The sequence below is a fragment of the Streptomyces sp. NPDC015220 genome, assembly GCF_043079345.1.
GTDB lineage: Bacteria > Actinomycetota > Actinomycetes > Streptomycetales > Streptomycetaceae > Streptomyces.
The window spans coordinates 71,756-86,836 of record NZ_JBIBUK010000006.1 but is presented as its reverse complement, the minus strand read 5'-3'; the positions used below and the strand labels follow the sequence as shown (position 1 = coordinate 86,836).

The window sequence follows — 15,081 nt, the reverse complement described above, 5'->3', positions numbered from 1 at the left end:
TCGTTGGGTGGGTTGTGCCAAGGCCGGGTCAGGTGAAGTCGTCGGGGGTTGGTCGGTTCTCGGATCGGATCGCGTTGGGGGTGCTGACGCGGGCGTTTCCGCCGGAGCTGGTCGATGAGGTGGTCGCCGAGTGCGGCCGGGTCGAGCAGCGGACGCGGTTGCTGCCGGCACGGGTGGTGGTCTACTTCGTCCTGGCGATGTGTCTGTTCTTCGGGCAGGGCTATGAAGAGGTGGCCCGGCTTCTGGTTCAGGGGCTGGAGCGCGAGGGCCGGTGGGCGACCGCCTGGCGGGTTCCCACGACGGCGGCGATCGGGCGGGCCCGGTTGCGGCTCGGGCCGGAGCCGTTGCGGGCCCTGTTCGCCCGAGTGTGCCGGCCGGTGGCCGTCGCGGACACGGAGGGTGCCTGGTATCGGCGGTGGCGGCTGGTCGCGGTGGACGGCACGGTCTTCGACGTTCCGGACACCGCGGCGAACGCCCAGTGCTTCGGTCGTCCCGGTACCAGTCGTGGGCCGGGCCGCAGTGCGTATCCGCAGGCGAGGGTGGCGGCCCTGGCCGAGTGCGGCACCCATGCCGTGTTCGCGGCCGAGGTCGGACCACTGGGGGTCCACGAGACCGCCCTGGCCCAGCGACTGTTCCCCGCACTGACGAAGGACATGCTCGTGCTCGCCGACCGGGGGTTTTGCGGCCTCGATCTGTGGCGGGCGGCGAAGGCGGGCGGAGCGGACCTGCTGTGGCGGGTCCGCAGCACCGTGGTGCTGCCGGTCCTGGAAGCCCTCGCCGACGGCTCCTACCTGTCGGAGATCGTCGCCGCGCGGGACCACTACCGGCGCGCGGACCCCGAGCGGGTGCGGGTGATCGAATACACCCTCGGCCCATCCGGCGGTGACGGCACCGTCTACCGCCTGATCACCACCATCCTCGACCTCGAGCAGGCACCGGCCGAGGAACTTGCCGCCCTCTATGCCCAGCGGTGGGAGATCGAGAACACCCTGGACGAGATCAAGAACCACCAGGGCGTCCCGGGACTGGTGCTGCGTTCCCAGCACCCACGCGGCGTCGAACAGGAGATCTTCGCGTTCCTGCTGGTCCACCACGCGCTGCGGGACCTGATGCACCAGGCCGCCCTCAAGGCCGGGCACGATCCCGACCGGATCTCCTTCACCCGCACCCTTCGCGTCGTCCGCCGCCACGTCACCGGGCAGGCGGCGCTTTCCCCCCTCGCGACTGGCCCGGTCCACCGCCCAGAGCCTGCGTGAGATCACCGAACGGCTGATGCCCGCACGGCGGTTGCGCTCCAACCCCCGCGTGATCAAACGCAAGATGTCCAACTGGGCCCTCAAACGAGCCGAGCACCACAGCCCACCACGGCCAGACACCCCGACGGTCCGGCTGGTCGAGCCAACCAGAGCCATTTCAACCAGCCGTAAAACAACCTAAATCACCGGTATTGACCCTAGATGATCTTTGAAGACGGACCCTAGGCGACCCCGAGCCTGGCGGCTGGACACCGGCGTGCCGTCCGGCTCGACGGCCCCGAACGGCGGGCCGCGGGTGTGGCGGCGCGAGTGGTGTCAGGCGCCGCGTTTGGAGAAGATCTCGTCGTTCCAGGTGTCCGGGGCCTGGCGGATCGCGGTCAGCAAGCGGCCGAAGCGGCTGCTGTCGAACAGCACGCCATTGTACTCGACCGGAATCCGGACGTCGTTTATCACCACCGTCGGCGTACCCGGCCCCTTCGGCTCCTTCGTCCCACCCGCGCGCTCGTACGCCTTCTCGGCCGCGCTCACGAACGAGCGGTACTTCATGGTCCGGACGGCCGAGTCGAAGGCCGGCCCGCGCAGCCCCTCCACCCGCCCGGCCAGCTCCAGCAGCCGGGCATCGGTGAATCCGTCGATACTCTCCGCGGGCTGCTGGGCATAGAGCACGTCGTGGTACTCGGCGAACTTGCCGACCTCCACCGCCGCCCGCAGGGCGTTGACCGCCTTCCTGGATCCGGAGCCGCCCAGCCGCTCGTCCAGGAACGAGGCAAGGGTGTACTCGAGCCTCACCTCGCGTCGGACGGAAGCCCGGCGCAGTTCCGGCGCGCCTCCGCTCATCTCGAACCGCTCGCACACCGGGCACCGCGGATCTTCGTACAAGCGCACGCTCATCTTGGCCCCGGGATCCCCGACCACGATGGTCGTCCCGTCCGCCCCGAGCCGCTCCGGCACCCTGTACGTCCCGGCGTAGTCCTTGTCGTCCTGTGCCGTGGCCGCAGGACGGCCGTACCCGGCAGCCCGCCCGCAGCCCGCCGCCGACATCCCCACCATAGCCACCACGGCAACCGCGGCGAACCCCCTGCGCATCATGCGTGCACCCCTCCCTTGAATCACTGGAACCCTAGAGGACGGGCACGGACGACGCACAGCCAGAGGCCGCCGGCACACCGTCGTCCGCCATGGCGAAATCAGCGTGTGGTCCTGGCCCGCTGGAGAAGCGGGCAGGGGCCCGGCCGGCCCAGGCGTGTGCAGGCCGGCTCGTGTCCAGGCAGCAGCGCGGCCGCCGCCGGGCGGATACCGGCGTGGCGAACGGGGCGGGGCACCTCGCCCGGCGTGCCGGGGCACCCGGCTGCGGGCAGTGACGCTGCGGCTTGTCCCAGCTGGAGTGTGCCGCCGTGGCACGGCGGCGTGGCCTCGGCGGGTGTTCAGCCTGTCGGCCTGGGCTCGAAGGCCGGGGTGTGGACGGGGGACAGGTCCGGGTGGATAACTGGTACCCGGTACGTATTCGTGCATGGAGCTATTCCTCTGTTCACGCCGGTGCGATGGGCTGCCGGGATGCCCATAGTGGAGCGGCGTTGACTGACTGTCTGAAGGGCTCATGCCGCCGAGGACGGGCTGCTGGGCATGGGTAGGAATCCGTCTCGTGGCGCACGGGGGAACCGCCCCTGGTAAAAGCAGCGCTGGATGACGGGAGGGCTCGTGAGCAGCACGCCGCGAGATCAGGAGCTGTGGGGTGCGTGTGTCGAGGCCGAGCGTCAACTGCGCCGTCGGCAGGCGGCCTTTTACCAGCAGGCCGGTGACAGAGAGGCCGTGCTCCGGGCTGCGCTCGAACCGGGAGCCGGGGCTTGGCAGCAGGGCACCGCGCTCGACTACCTCCAGGGATTCGGTGGCGACGCCGCACCATTGCTGCCCGAGCTGGTCAGCCTGGCCGTCATGTCCGACAAGTGGGGACGGCAACCCATCGAAATCATCGCGCAGATTCCTTGCGATCAGTGCATGCCGCTGCTCGAACCGATCTTTCTGAAGTATCTGGCAGCAGCCGAGACCGGGAACGACTACGCAGACCTCGCCTATCTGGCCGTTCGGTGCGAAGCCTGGACTCTGCTGCAACGACTTGTGCAGCAGACCGTCGATCACGACGACCCTGATGTCCGCGACGTCGTCGCGCACTACAGCGAGCGCTACTTGGCGACAGCGTCAGGAACTGGCGGTTAGTCCGGTTCTCCGGACTTCGGCACTCGCATCGGATGCATTTCGGCTCGAATCCGGTGCCAGCGTGCCGGGTGGCGCCAGAGTCCGGCACCGTCGCGCGCGATGCCGACGCCGACCTCCACCACCAGTTCCGGCGTCACGAGAGTGACGTGCAGAACTTCGCGCGAGCCCCACCCCGCGCTGAACGTCCGGCCCGCCCAGGGGGCTCTTCGACCGGGGTGAGGAGCCCGGCGACCGCCCGGCCCGCGCTCTGCGGGAGCGTGTACTGCGCCCGATGTACCGCAGGCTCCGGTCGGTGTCGTACCGGCCCAGCAGCATGCAGGGAGCGGCCGGAGAGCCGGTGAACGCGCCGACGACGGCATCCGCGGCCTCCCAGGCCTACTGGCGAAGAGGCAGTATTCGATTCATGCACAATTCGTGCAGCGGACCGCGGCGGACGGTGCGCACCGCCCGCTGTACGCCGATGCGGAAGCTACTGACGAGCTTTCAGAGGCCGTTGCCCAGGCCCCGGTATCCGCCCTCTGGTGCGTCGTAGGAGAACCTGTATCCGGCGAAGTCGGCGAGATGGACGTAGCCGCTGTGCCTAAAGCGCTCCGCAGCAAACGCGCGCTTGCCGGCCGCGGTCCCCATCGTGGCCGATGGGGCGCCGGTGGAGTGGGGACCGGCGACGGTCCGGCGTGCCGCGGTTTCCCACGAAATCCGGTGGAGTCTCAGCGGCCGGAAGTGGTTGGGTCCTGCTCAATGCTTCGCTGACACGGCCCGTCACAGTGCGAGGCGCAAGGTCCGAATCTCAGGCGCGGCCTAGCCCGCGTGTCGTCGAGTGATGGAGGTTATCGCGGTGGCTGGTTATGGGGCACGTTCCGACGTATACGAGTGGCTGATCGGGGAGGACAGGTTGACCCCCGCCAATACAGCCGCGGTTTACTACAGCGATGTCGTGGGCTCTCTGCCGCCCAACGCGCGCGTCCTCGACTGCGCGTGTGGAACCGGCCAGCTCGCCGTCGGTCTCGCGAGTCTTGGCCTTGACGTGGTCGCCGCAGACGCCAGCAATGGGATGGTTCGCCGGACCGAGAAGGCCGCCGACGAGCAGGGGGTCTCGCTTCGAGCCCTCCGCGCGAGCTGGGACGAGCTGCCCGACCACCTGGAGGACTCCACGTTCGATCTGGTGTTCTGCGTCGGCAACTCGCTCGGGCACGCTGAGGGCGCAGCCGGGCGCCTGGCCGCACTGGAAGCGATGTCGCGGCTGCTGAATCCGGGCGGACGTCTTGTGCTCCACTCACGCAACTGGGAGCTTGTGCGCTCCGCCGGCTCACGGGTAGACGTCCGTGATCGACTCATCCGCCGCGACGACCGAGATGCGGTCGTCAGCTACTACTGGCAGATCGAGCAGTGCTGGGAGCAGGAACACTTCCTTGAGATCGTGGTCGCCCCGATCGAGCCGGATGGGGCAGTGCGGGCTTGCTCGGAGCGGTTGTCCATCTGGCCCTACCGGTACGAGGATCTCGTGGCTCAGTTGCGGAGTGTCGGGCTCACGGTGCAGTCCACCACCTTCGACCCCGAGAGCGATGGATACCTGGTGGTCGCCAGCCGCGACCAGGCGCGAGGCACGTCTGAGCCGGCACCCTGATCCGCCTGTCGTCGTTTCCGGCCTGCTGGCTCGCGGCCGCCTGCAGTGGGTTTTTCGCGAAGTGTCAGCGCTTGAGGCGGTCGCTGCGGGTGCGGTCCTCGCCGCGCTGGCGGACCTGCGGCCCGCGGGCTGCACCGCCTCCACCAAGCATTCGATCCTGGACGGCACGTTGCTGCCGATCGACCGAATCGCGGCCGGCTGGCCCTTCTGCTCTGGGAAGCATGAGAAGCACGGCATGAACGTGCAGATCATCACCGATCCCGCCGGGCGTCCTATCGTTGCCTGATGCACACACCCCATCAACTCGTTTGGTGCGGGTGCGGGCGGGTCGCGGCCAGGTAGTCGGACCAGTTCTCGCCGGCCATGGCTGCGAAGCGTTCCGCAGTTCTCGGCTGGAGGCCGATCAAGTCGGAGAGCACGACGGGTGGCAGGTCGGCGAGCGCTTGCATCATGGCCGTGTTCCGGGCTGCGCGAGCGGGCAGGCCGTAGCGCTTGAGTTTGGCGGACAGTCCCGCAGGGTTGCGGGGGCGCCCGGGGGCTCGGCCCGGCAGCAGGTACCTGCTGGCTTCGTTGCTGTGCCGGGATCCGTTGTTGAGGTGGTCGTCGATGAGGCGGGCGAGCTTCGGCGGCAGGACGACGGGGTGGCGGATGATCGTCAGGTAGGTGTGATCCGCGTCGTGGTGGAGTCACCCAGCGGCGCCTCGACAGCTACCACCGACTGCAGCGCGAGAACACCTACGCCGCTTCCCGCACCGACGCGCGCCTGCGCGCCGAGCTGGAACGGCCTTGAAGCAGATCTCGCGACAGGTGCGCGCCCTCAAGCAGTCCCCCCGCTTCAAGGCATGACGGAAAGGAATACGGTCATGGACCTTCCCCGCATCTTCACTGTCCGTGAGAGCAACCACCGCATCCACAACCCGCTGACCGCGGACGAGTTCGCCACCTTGGGCGAATCCCTCCGCCTCCCCGTCGGGACCCGGGTACTAGACCTGGCCAGCGGCTCGGGCGAAATGCTCTGCACCTGGGCTCGCGACCTGGGCTTCACCGGCACCGGGGTCGACATCAGCACGCTCTTCACCGCGCAGGCCCGGGCCCGCGCCGCCGAACTCGGCGTCGCCGACCGAGTCGAGTTCCTCCACGGCGACGCCGCCGGACACATCGCCGACCAGCCGGTCGATCTGGCAGCCTGTGTCGGCGCCACCTGGATCGGCAATGGCGTCGCCGGAACGACCCAACTGCTCCAGCGCAGCCTCCGTCCGGGAGGAATGATGCTGATCGGCGAACCCTTCTGGCGGCAGACCCCTCCGGACGAGGAGACCGCCAAGGCATGCCACGCCACCTCCATCGCCGACTTCCTGCTCCTCCCCGCTCTGATCGAGCAGTTCCAGGAACTCGGGTACGACGTCGTGGAGATGATGCTGGCCGACCAGAACAGCTGGGACCGCTACGCCGCGGCCCAGTGGCTCAGCATGCGCCGCTGGCTCGATGAGAACCCGGACGACGAACTCGCCCCCGAAGTAAGGGAAGAACTCACCACCGAGCCCGCCCACTACGCCCGTTACGGGCGTGAGTACCTCAGCTGGGGCGTCTTCGCTCTCATGAAGCGCTGACACCCCCGTCCCCTGTGGGGCCCAGACGTCAAACCGTCCGGGCCCCACTCGGGACACTTCATCACCACGGCGATCAAGCCGACGGCAAGGGCGAGCCGACACCCTCCGCCTGCGTGCAGGCCCTGACCTTCTTCCGGACCGTCCGCCGCACCGAGTCGTCCTTCAGGGCACTGCCCTCGACCCTCCGATGTCCGCCCGCGAACTGCTGCGCCTGCAAGGACGAATCCAGTCGCTCACCGCCCGGCAGGCCCGCACACGCTGCGCCGAGCTTCTCACCGCCTTCGACGCGCAGGAGTTCGCGGACACCCCGGTCGGCAAGCTCAGCGGGGGCCAGCGCCGTCGGGTCGACCTCGCCGTCGCTCTGGTCCAGCGCCCGGACGTCCTCTTCCTCGACGAACCCACCACAGGGCTCGACCCGGCCAGCCGCCGGGACCTGTGGGACCAGATCCGCGCACCGTCCGCCAGTCACGGCGTCACCGTCCTGCTGGCCACCCAGTACCTGGAAGAGGCCGACCAGCTCTGCGACCGCGTCGGCATCCTCCGCGCCGGACGCCTCATCGCCTCCGCCGCCCCGCACCTCCTCAACGAGGAGGTCGGCGACCGTGTCCTGACCCTGCGCTTTCGCGACGCCTGGGCCGCCGGCCAGGCCCGGGAGCTGCTCGCCGCCAGGGGCGAGCAGCTCCCCACGGCCGAGACCGCCCCTCACGCTGTGAGCATCCGGCTCGCCCGTCCCGGAGCCGACGGGGAGACGCTGCTCACCCTGGCCTCCGCCGGCCTGCACGCCGAGTCCCTGACCGTCGACGAACCCAGCCTGGAGGACGTATTCCTCCGTCTGGCCCTCCCCCCGGAAGGCGCCACTGCCGCATGAGTACGATCACCGCCGCCGTCGCCGGCCCCGCGGGCCCGCCCGCCGCGCCGAAGTCGTGGGCGGCCCTGGGACCACTGACCGCCCGCTCGCTCAGATCCTGCCTCCGTGCGCCTTCCCTGCTCCTCTCGCCGTTGCTGACGAGCGCGTTCTTCCTGATCATCTACGAAGGGCAGCTTTCCTCGGTCACGGCGGCGACCACTCCCGGCGGCCGCTACATCGACGTCGTTCTGCCGCTGTGCCTGCTCACCACCGCTTTCACCGGCGGCGCGACCGCGGGGCAACTGCTGGTGAGCGACATCGGCTCCGGCTACCACGCACGGCTCTGGCTCACCCCGGTCAGCCGCTGGACCCTCGTCACCGCCCCCGTCCTGGCAGGCGTCGTCGTCCTGACCGCCCACGCCGCCGCACTCACCGCACTCGGCCTGCTGCTCGGCTCGAATCCCGCCTCCGGGACCCCCGCCCTCCTCGCTCTCATCGGCGCCACCGTCCTGCTGGGGACGGGATTCCTGCTGCTGGCCGCCGCGGTCGGCCTCCACACCGGCGACAGTTCGGCAGTCGGCTCCGTGATCCTGGTCTTCTTCCCGCTCTCCTTCTTCACCGCCCACCTTCGTCCCGCGTGACCAGCTCGGCGGCTGGACGGCCCACGCGGCCGACATCAACCCGCTCACCCCGCCGCTGGAAGCCATGCGTAGCCTGCTCACCGCGCCCTGGACCGAGCAGAACCCGCTGCCGGGCACCCTCGTCGCTCCGCACGCCGAGCACCATGAAGCAGATCGGTCCTGCGTAGGCGTCCAGGTCCACCTCACGGTTTTCGACCAGGCAGGTGATCGTGGCCCGGACCGCATCGATCACCGCATCGTCGACAGCGTGGCCGGAGTCGGCAGTGAGCGTGTCCGCCTTCACGGCCCACCGCTGCCATCTTTGGGATTCGATGGCGACGAACACAGCCTGCTGCGCCATGGCCGTCCAGTACACGTTGTGGAAGGCGTCGGCGCCGGGGACGCCCGGAATGAGGTGGGCGGGACAAGGAATGGGCAGCAGCTGCACGAGGGCATTGTGGACGCAGGAGCAGATCAATCGCGTCCGGTGACGCGAGAGGTCCACCGTCATGGCTGGTCACGCGGTGGGCCGGTGCCCCGCGGCGCGGCGCAGCCGGTTGACGATCGCCAGCCCAGCCCCTCCTCCGCCGGCAAGGAGGCGAGAATGAGGTCGCACCCCCGCTGGTCGAGTTCGCGTAGGAACCCGTACAGCTCGCGCGCGTAGCCGGCCAGGGACGCTGGGACATCCACCACTTCTCCGGCTCGACCACGACCCGCGCAGACGGCGCGTAGTGCGACGGATGCTGACCCGGCACCCGGACATGGCTCGTGGACGGGACCGGATACCCCAGCACCGCTTCGAGGTCCTCGCGGGTCACTCCGCCGGGCCGGAGGACGGCCGGGGTCTCACCCATGACTCGCGGCCATCTACCTCAGCGCAACAGTGCTGTTCCTCATCGCCTCGAACGCACTGAGCGCTTCGCTGCTCTTGACCGCGATGCTGATCCACAAGGGAAGAAGCTGCGGTCCTCACTGATCATCGGGAGCGGAGACTGACGCCATGACCGGAAGCAGTCTCCTGTGCGGCCTGTCCTCCGCCCCGGCACGATGAAGAACACGCACCCCTCCCCTCAGAACGGCTCACTGAAGCATCCGCCCTCCTCCCACGACAAGCAGGCGGCAGGGATCCCACTGTCGGCGGACCCGACCCGGACGAAGTGCAGTTGCGGCAATCCGCGCAGCGGGGGCGTCGCGCAGAAGCGCCCTTGGCCTCCTCCCCTTTCCTCGGTGCCCTTCCCAGCCGGGCCGGGGGATACGGCCGCGGATGCTGCCGAGCTGGCCGTGGCGACAGGACTGCTTGGCTGGGTCAGGCGAGGAAGCACGAGCGTCGCACGGCTGGTACTGCGCGCGGTCGGCTGACCGTCCCACGCAGACGTGCCCCGCCACCGTGCACCTTGCCGCTGTTCATCCGCGTCGCCCGGCTGGCTGTCCGCGTGTCACTGCCGGGAAAGACCGCCCTGGTGGAGGCATGAAGCCGGGCTGTGGCAGGCGACGCGTGCCGTTCACGGTGGGTTCAGGAGACCCGCAGTCGCCTTGGAGAGGGCTGGGTCGCTCACGTGTACGTATTTCCGAGCTGCGCTCTGCCCCCTTCCGGGTGGAGCAAGCCCGGCCGGAAGCCTCATTTTCCGGCTCTACGCGTGACGCCACCCACGAGAGGCAGGTCACGTCTTAAGCGGGATCGTAGAGCCGCGCAGCGGTCCGACGCACAAGAAAGACACTAAATGACCGAATTGGGAAGTTTTATACGACCTTGGGTAGTAGGTCACATTCTTGCTTTCCGATTTCGCGGTCGCTAACCATGTCTCTCGTCGCCGCAAACAGCGGTTCGGGCCGGGCGGGATCGCCGGGGCCGTCCTTGTTTGCCGCGCTGTGCGGGGCCTCGCCCCGACGCCCGACAGGCCGCGACCGGATGATCCGGCCGGCGCCTCAAAGACGTCCCGTAGGAGACCCCTATGACCGCGATCACCGCTGCGTCCCGCCTCGCCCGTCTGCGCAACCTGGCCGTCACCGGCCTGGTCACCACCGGCGCCGCGGCCGCGGCCCTGACGCTGATGCCGGCCACCGCCCACGCCGCCGAGGCCCCCAAGGCCGCCCCCGCCATCGCTTCCAAGGCCGCCGACCCCGCCGGTGCCAAGGGCGCCGCGAACAACCTCGACGGCTGGATCAAGCAGTCCCTGGCCATCATGAAGGCCAAGGGCATCCCGGGTACCTACGAGGGCCTGCACCGCAACATCATGCGCGAGTCCAGCGGCAACCCCAACGCCCAGAACAACTACGACGTCAACGCCAAGAACGGCACCCCCTCCAAGGGCCTGCTCCAGGTCATCGACCCCACGTTCAAGGCATTCCACGTCGCCGGCACCGCCAACAGCTCCACCGACCCGGTCGCCAACATCACCGCCGCCGCCAACTACGCCGCCCACCGCTACGGCTCCATCGACAACGTCAACTCCGCGTACTGAGCCACCCGGCGTTCGTCACCCGTCCGGATTGAGTTCCGCGCACAGCATCTCCAGCAGCTCCCTGCCCTCGGGCGTGCCCGGGTCACCGGGAACCTCGTAGCCGGCCGTCACGCCGAAGGTGGCCCAGGCCCCGGCCGGGACGAAGGTAACGGTTACTGTCACGGTCACCGCCCAGCTCTCCGGCGTCCGGGCTCCCGGAGCCACGGTCGCTGAAGGGCACGGCCGCCGTCCGCGCCACCGCCGCGGACCTGCCGGGCTCCGATTTGAAGATCCTCACGCCCCGCGACAGCAGGACGCAGCGGATACTGCTGGCTGGCGACACCACCACCGCGACCGCGGGCGCGCCATCAAGGTCACCGCCGCCCCGGGGGTGTGACCATCCACAAGCGGGACCCGGACGGTGATCGCCTGGCCGGTGCCGCCTTCCAGCTCACCGAGCCCGGCAGCGGCCGCGTCGTCACCGAGGGCACCACCGGCGCCGACGGCAGCCTGGTCTTCGACGGCCTTGAGCCGGGCGTCTACCGGCCGCCAGGTCCGCCATGGGCCGCCGCAGCTCGTCGGCCAGACGCTCGGGATCGAGCTCCGCGGCAAACAACCGGTCCGCGTCGACCGGGCCCGCCGCGGCCAACGTGTCCTGGACCGCCACCGCCAGCCTCTCGTGGGACGAGGACCGAGGAGAGCTAACCACCACCGACCGACACCACTCTCTTCGCGCCCCGCCCTCGCAGGCGTCAACAACGTCATGACCCACAACAACTAGCCGGACACGGGTGTCAACTGCTCATCCGCCCACTCGGTGAAGGTGGTGAGCGGGATGCCCAACTCCCGGGCGAACTCGGGCCGGGCGGGCTGGAGGACCTCGTTGTTCCACTCGTGTCCGGCTGCCCACTTCGGCATCCCCGCGTCGAGGGCCTCTTCGACGTTCATGGAAGGCGCGGTCACGGGCACGCGCCAGGCGGCGGACAAGGTCTGCGCGATCTGCTCCATCGTGCGCAGGTCACCGGCCAGTTCCAGTTCCACCTGGTGGAACCGGTCGGGATCTCGCAGGGCGTGCGCCGCGGCCGTGCCGATGTCCCGCACGGCCACCAGGGCCAGTTCGGTGCCCGGCTTCAGTACTGTCAGCAGTCCGCCGCGGGGCCCCTTGGGCGCCAGCAGGGGCAGGTTCTCCATGAAGAAGGCGGGCTTGATCACCGTCCAGCGGGCAAAACCCGCACCACGTACCGCCTCCATGATCGCCTGCTTGGTGTGGAAGTAGTCCGCCATCGCCGCCCAGCGGCCCTCGGCCCAGCCGGCGACCCGGGTGTGTTCACCGACTCCACTGGTCGAGGACTGTACGAACTGCCGTACTCCTGCGGCCTTTGCCGCGTCCACCAGGTTGGTGGCCTGGGCGAGTTCGCTCGCGAAGTCCACGCTGGTCTCGGTCATAGGCGGTATCTGCACCGAGAACACCGCGCGGACCCCCTCGACCGCCGGGCCGAGGGAGGCCCGGTCGGAAAGATCCGCCCGCACCAGTTCGGCGCCCAGCGCCTCGATCGCCCGGGCGGGCTTCGACCACGGGTCGCGTACGAGCGCACGTACGGGCACCTCGGCGGCCAGAAGTGCGCGAGCCGTGGCCCCGCCTTGCTGGCCGGTGGCGCCGGTGACCAGGACGATATCGCTGCTGCCGGGCATGGTTGCTGCTCCTCACGGACCGGAGAGACAAAACGGCGGGGCCCGCCGGTTTGTATGCCGCTAAGATATGGCGGGGCCCGCCGTTTAGCAATGAGGAGATCATGACCGGTCAGCGCTCGGACGCCCGACGCAACTACCAGCGCATCCTCGCCGTCGCCGAAGCCGAGGTCGCCGCGCACGGCGCCGAGGCATCCCAGGAGCAGATCGCCCGCACCGCGGGCGTCGGCTCGGCGACCGTGCGCCGTCACTTCCCCACCCGCCGGGCCCTGCTCGAAGCCGTCTTCCAGGAACGCATCGAGGGCCTGTGCGAGCGCGCCCACCGGCTGAGTGCGACCGAGGACGGCCGTACCGCACTCCTGGAGTGGCTCCACGCCCTTGTCCTCTACGCCGTCTCAGCACGCGGATTGGCCGATATCCTCAGCTACGAGCGCCCCACCGAAAAACCCTCCCCGAACAGCTGCGGCAGCAGAATCGAAGCGGCCGGAACTCCTCTGCTCCAGCGGGCCATCCGCGACAAGGCGGTTGCACCGCACGTCACCTTTCACGACCTGCTGACCCTCGCCGTCGGCATCGCCCTGGCCACCGAGCATCACGAGGACCCCGGTACCCAGGCCGACCGCCTCTTCCGCCTCGCTGTGGACGGGCTCAGCCCTGAGCAGGGCACAGCCGGAGTGCCCGGGAACTCCAAACCTGCGAGGACGTAACAATCAGTACTCGCAGGCTTCCCCGCCCTCCTCGAAGAGGTCAACGGCCCGCATCCGCACCTCTTCCCGGCGACTGCGCTGCTCGGCGGTGAGCCCGCCCCGTCCGGATACCGCATGCCTCCGGCGTACCAGCCCGGACCGACCGCGTCACCGGGCCCGGTACGGATCCAGATCCCAAGACGCCGAAATCAGTAAGCCGGGCCGAACCGGCGCGTCCGCTGGTGGACCGTCTCGTAGCTGACCTCGATGCCGCGCCGAGCCTCAGCTCCTCGATGTCGCGCAGGCTCAGATTGAAGCGGTGGTACAGCCACACGCAGGAGATGACCTCCGGAGGTAAGCAGAAACCTGGTACGACGGCACCACCACGGACAGCCCCTCCAGCGATTTGACCAGACGGATGATCACGCCGTCCGAGAAGGCCACCCCTCAACCTGACAATGCCGACGGCTGTTTTGTGGTGATCGACGGCTCAGCCGGTTCATGCCTGGAACTCGGTGAGATCGATGGCGTGAACGCGCAGTGGGTAGCCGTACACCGGGTGTGCCGTCTCCCGCTCGGGCGCCATGCCGAGCTTGCGGATGACGTTCTCGGAGGCGTTGTCACCCACCCGGTTGATGCTGATGACGCTCTCCAGGCCGCGGTCCTGGAGAGCGAACTCCAGTGTGGCGTGGGCGGCTTCGGACGCGTATCCCTGGCCCCAGAACTGTGAGCCGATCCGCCAGCTGATCGCCACAGCGGGCATCACCTCCGGTAGGAACTTGGGCACGGACAGTCCCGTGAAGCCGATCAGTTCGCCCGAGGCCAGCAGCTCGACGGCGAAGAGTCCAAAGCCCTCCTCGTCCCACTCCTCCGCCCACCGCTCGATGTCCTCGGCCGTGCGGCCCAGGTCGCGCACCGAGCCGTCGTCGATCCAGCGCATGACCCGTGGGTCCGCGTTGATGTCAGCCATCGGCGCGAGGTCGTCATCGTGCCAGGTACGGAGGAGGAGGCGGGGTGTGCGGATCTCGGTCATGCGCCCATCCTGCCGAAGGCAAGGGCCTCATCCGTAATCCGGCGTTCGGATCCGGGCGCCCGATCACCCCGGCCTCTGCCACCAGTGGATGTTCCAGCAGTGCGCTCTCCACCTCGAACGGACTGACCAGGTGGCCCGCGGACTTGATGACGCCGTCACCGCGCCCGATGAACCAGAGGTATCCGTCCGCGTCCCTGCGCACGACGTCGCCTGATGGGGCAGGCAGCCAGGTTGGCGATCACGATGCAGCCTGTCTCGGTCTGCCACCAGTTGTCGTGCACCGGGAGTTCGACTACGTCCGGCTCCACAGGACCACCTCGGGGTTGAGCGGCTCGCCCACCGAGGCGACGAATCGCAGAGCCGGCAGATCGAAGGAGCGCGGCAGGTCGTAGGGGCCCTGCCGGGGAGTGGCACGCGTCATCATCCGCAGGGCGGTGGGCGCGGTGTACCAGACCGTGACCCGCTCCTGAGCGAGGACGCCGTACCAGCGGCGCGTGTCGAAGTCGCCCTCATCGACGACGACCGTGACGCCGTGCGTGAGCGGAGCGATGATGCCGTACGACATGCCGGTGACCCAGCCGGGGTCGGCGGTGCACCAGTACACGTCGTCCGGGTGCAGGTCGAGCGCGTACGCGGCGGTGATGTGATGGGCGACGACAGCCTCGTGCACGTGGACCGCGCCCTTGGGGGCGCCGGTGGTGCCGTTGGTGAAGTGCAGCAGCGCCACCTCGCCGGGATCAGTGCGGGGAAGCGGGCAGCCGTCGTCGGCCGCCGTCATCAGCGAGTCGAGGGACAGGGTGCCGGGCAGATCCCGGCTGTGCTCGCCGACGATCAGGACGTGTTTGAGTTCGGGCAGGGTGTCGCGCACCGGGGCGACTTTGCGTGTGTACAGCTGTTCGGTGGTGACCCGGACGCGGGCGTTGCCCAGTCGCATGCGCTGGGCGACAGGGTCCGGTCCGAAGGCCGCTAGTACGCGTATCGGGTCGTGATCAATCTGCCGGATACGGCCTCGCAACAAACGTTGATCACGGGGCCAACGGGCAGTCGCGCTGGATGCGCAT

17 protein-coding genes and 4 pseudogenes are annotated in these 15,081 nt (G+C 69.1%); 10 read left to right on the top strand and 11 right to left on the bottom strand.

The window, feature by feature from the left end:
- Nucleotides 1-14 precede the first annotated feature (14 nt).
- Nucleotides 15-1,256 (top strand): IS4 family transposase, encoded by a 1,242-nt coding sequence (locus tag ACF061_RS15645; protein WP_392267411.1) that lies wholly within the window; start codon nt 15-17, stop codon nt 1,254-1,256.
- A 315-nt stretch (nt 1,257-1,571) separates the two neighbouring features.
- On the opposite strand, the gene ACF061_RS15640 is transcribed toward ACF061_RS15645, so the two are convergent.
- Nucleotides 1,572-2,345 carry a DsbA family protein gene (locus tag ACF061_RS15640; RefSeq protein ID WP_392267410.1) on the bottom strand — a complete coding sequence of 258 codons (774 nt, stop codon included), beginning with the start codon at nt 2,343-2,345 and terminating at the stop codon, nt 1,572-1,574.
- Nucleotides 2,346-2,954: 609 nt separating this feature from the next.
- Between ACF061_RS15640 and ACF061_RS15635 the strand changes: the two genes are divergently transcribed.
- From ACF061_RS15635 to ACF061_RS15625, 3 genes and pseudogenes are all read left to right on the top strand, one after another.
- Nucleotides 2,955-3,470 carry a hypothetical protein gene (locus ACF061_RS15635; protein WP_392267409.1) on the top strand — a complete coding sequence of 172 codons (516 nt, stop codon included), beginning with the start codon at nt 2,955-2,957 and terminating at the stop codon, nt 3,468-3,470.
- A gap of 820 nt (nt 3,471-4,290) precedes the next feature.
- Nucleotides 4,291-5,094 (top strand): class I SAM-dependent methyltransferase, encoded by an 804-nt coding sequence (locus ACF061_RS15630; protein WP_392267408.1) that lies wholly within the window; start codon nt 4,291-4,293, stop codon nt 5,092-5,094.
- 94 nt (nt 5,095-5,188) lie between these two features.
- Nucleotides 5,189-5,365, top strand: a pseudogene (locus ACF061_RS15625) (IS5/IS1182 family transposase); the annotation flags it as partial.
- A gap of 28 nt (nt 5,366-5,393) precedes the next feature.
- Here the strand turns inward: ACF061_RS15625 and ACF061_RS15620 are convergent.
- Nucleotides 5,394-5,546: a hypothetical protein gene (locus tag ACF061_RS15620; RefSeq protein WP_392267407.1), complete on the bottom strand. Its 153-nt coding sequence runs from the start codon at nt 5,544-5,546 to the stop codon at nt 5,394-5,396.
- A 411-nt stretch (nt 5,547-5,957) separates the two neighbouring features.
- Here ACF061_RS15620 and ACF061_RS15615 point away from each other — a divergent pair, with 411 nt between their 5' ends.
- The 3 genes from ACF061_RS15615 to ACF061_RS15605 all read left to right on the top strand — a co-directional run bounded on the left by ACF061_RS15615 (nt 5,958) and on the right by ACF061_RS15605 (nt 8,192).
- A complete protein-coding gene (locus ACF061_RS15615) occupies nt 5,958-6,704 on the top strand; it encodes an SAM-dependent methyltransferase (protein WP_392267406.1) in 747 nt (248 codons plus the stop codon).
- Nucleotides 6,705-6,813: 109 nt separating this feature from the next.
- Complete coding sequence (locus ACF061_RS15610) at nt 6,814-7,572, top strand: ATP-binding cassette domain-containing protein (protein WP_392267618.1); 759 nt, start codon at nt 6,814-6,816, stop codon at nt 7,570-7,572.
- A complete protein-coding gene (locus tag ACF061_RS15605) occupies nt 7,569-8,192 on the top strand; it encodes an ABC transporter permease (protein WP_392267405.1) in 624 nt (207 codons plus the stop codon). Before ACF061_RS15610 ends, ACF061_RS15605 begins: the two co-directional genes overlap by 4 nt.
- On the opposite strand, the gene ACF061_RS15600 is transcribed toward ACF061_RS15605, so the two are convergent.
- Nucleotides 8,167-8,619, bottom strand: a complete 453-nt coding sequence (locus tag ACF061_RS15600) for a hypothetical protein (RefSeq protein WP_392267404.1) — start codon at nt 8,617-8,619, stop codon at nt 8,167-8,169. The genes ACF061_RS15605 and ACF061_RS15600 overlap by 26 nt on opposite strands.
- Nucleotides 8,620-8,688: 69 nt before the next feature.
- Nucleotides 8,689-9,028: pseudogene (locus ACF061_RS15595) on the bottom strand (Sua5 family C-terminal domain-containing protein); the annotation flags it as partial.
- A gap of 1,095 nt (nt 9,029-10,123) precedes the next feature.
- Between ACF061_RS15595 and ACF061_RS15590 the strand changes: the two are divergent.
- Nucleotides 10,124-10,633, top strand: coding sequence for a transglycosylase SLT domain-containing protein (locus ACF061_RS15590; RefSeq protein WP_392267403.1), 510 nt, complete (start codon nt 10,124-10,126; stop codon nt 10,631-10,633).
- A gap of 15 nt (nt 10,634-10,648) precedes the next feature.
- On the opposite strand, the gene ACF061_RS15585 is transcribed toward ACF061_RS15590, so the two are convergent.
- Entirely contained in the window at nt 10,649-10,795 is a 147-nt protein-coding gene (locus ACF061_RS15585) for a hypothetical protein (RefSeq protein WP_392267402.1), read from the bottom strand.
- A 210-nt stretch (nt 10,796-11,005) separates the two neighbouring features.
- Between ACF061_RS15585 and ACF061_RS15580 the strand changes: the two are divergent.
- A pseudogene (locus ACF061_RS15580) lies at nt 11,006-11,095 on the top strand (hypothetical protein); the annotation flags it as partial.
- On the opposite strand, the gene ACF061_RS15575 reads toward ACF061_RS15580, so the two are convergent.
- Together ACF061_RS15575 and ACF061_RS15570 are read right to left on the bottom strand one after the other, a co-directional pair.
- Nucleotides 11,091-11,321 (bottom strand): hypothetical protein, encoded by a 231-nt coding sequence (locus ACF061_RS15575; RefSeq protein ID WP_392267617.1) that lies wholly within the window; start codon nt 11,319-11,321, stop codon nt 11,091-11,093. The pseudogene ACF061_RS15580 and the gene ACF061_RS15575 overlap by 5 nt on opposite strands.
- A gap of 68 nt (nt 11,322-11,389) precedes the next feature.
- Nucleotides 11,390-12,304, bottom strand: a complete 915-nt coding sequence (locus tag ACF061_RS15570) for an NmrA/HSCARG family protein (RefSeq protein WP_392267401.1) — start codon at nt 12,302-12,304, stop codon at nt 11,390-11,392.
- A 101-nt stretch (nt 12,305-12,405) separates the two neighbouring features.
- Here ACF061_RS15570 and ACF061_RS15565 point away from each other — a divergent pair, with 101 nt between their 5' ends.
- Nucleotides 12,406-13,008, top strand: a complete 603-nt coding sequence (locus ACF061_RS15565) for a TetR/AcrR family transcriptional regulator (RefSeq protein ID WP_392267400.1) — start codon at nt 12,406-12,408, stop codon at nt 13,006-13,008.
- A 191-nt stretch (nt 13,009-13,199) separates the two neighbouring features.
- On the opposite strand, the pseudogene ACF061_RS15560 reads toward ACF061_RS15565, so the two are convergent.
- The 4 genes and pseudogenes from ACF061_RS15560 to ACF061_RS15545 all read right to left on the bottom strand — a co-directional run.
- A pseudogene (locus tag ACF061_RS15560) lies at nt 13,200-13,393 on the bottom strand (hypothetical protein); the annotation flags it as partial.
- Between the two features lie 93 nt (nt 13,394-13,486).
- On the bottom strand, nt 13,487-14,020 hold the full coding sequence (locus ACF061_RS15555) for a GNAT family N-acetyltransferase (protein ID WP_392267399.1): 534 nt from the start codon (nt 14,018-14,020) through the stop codon (nt 13,487-13,489).
- On the bottom strand, nt 13,971-14,132 hold the full coding sequence (locus ACF061_RS15550; protein ID WP_392267616.1) for a hypothetical protein: 162 nt from the start codon (nt 14,130-14,132) through the stop codon (nt 13,971-13,973). Before ACF061_RS15550 ends, ACF061_RS15555 begins: the two co-directional genes overlap by 50 nt.
- A gap of 180 nt (nt 14,133-14,312) precedes the next feature.
- Nucleotides 14,313-15,035, bottom strand: coding sequence for an AMP-binding protein (locus ACF061_RS15545; protein WP_392267398.1), 723 nt, complete (start codon nt 15,033-15,035; stop codon nt 14,313-14,315).
- Nucleotides 15,036-15,081: the final 46 nt, after the last annotated feature.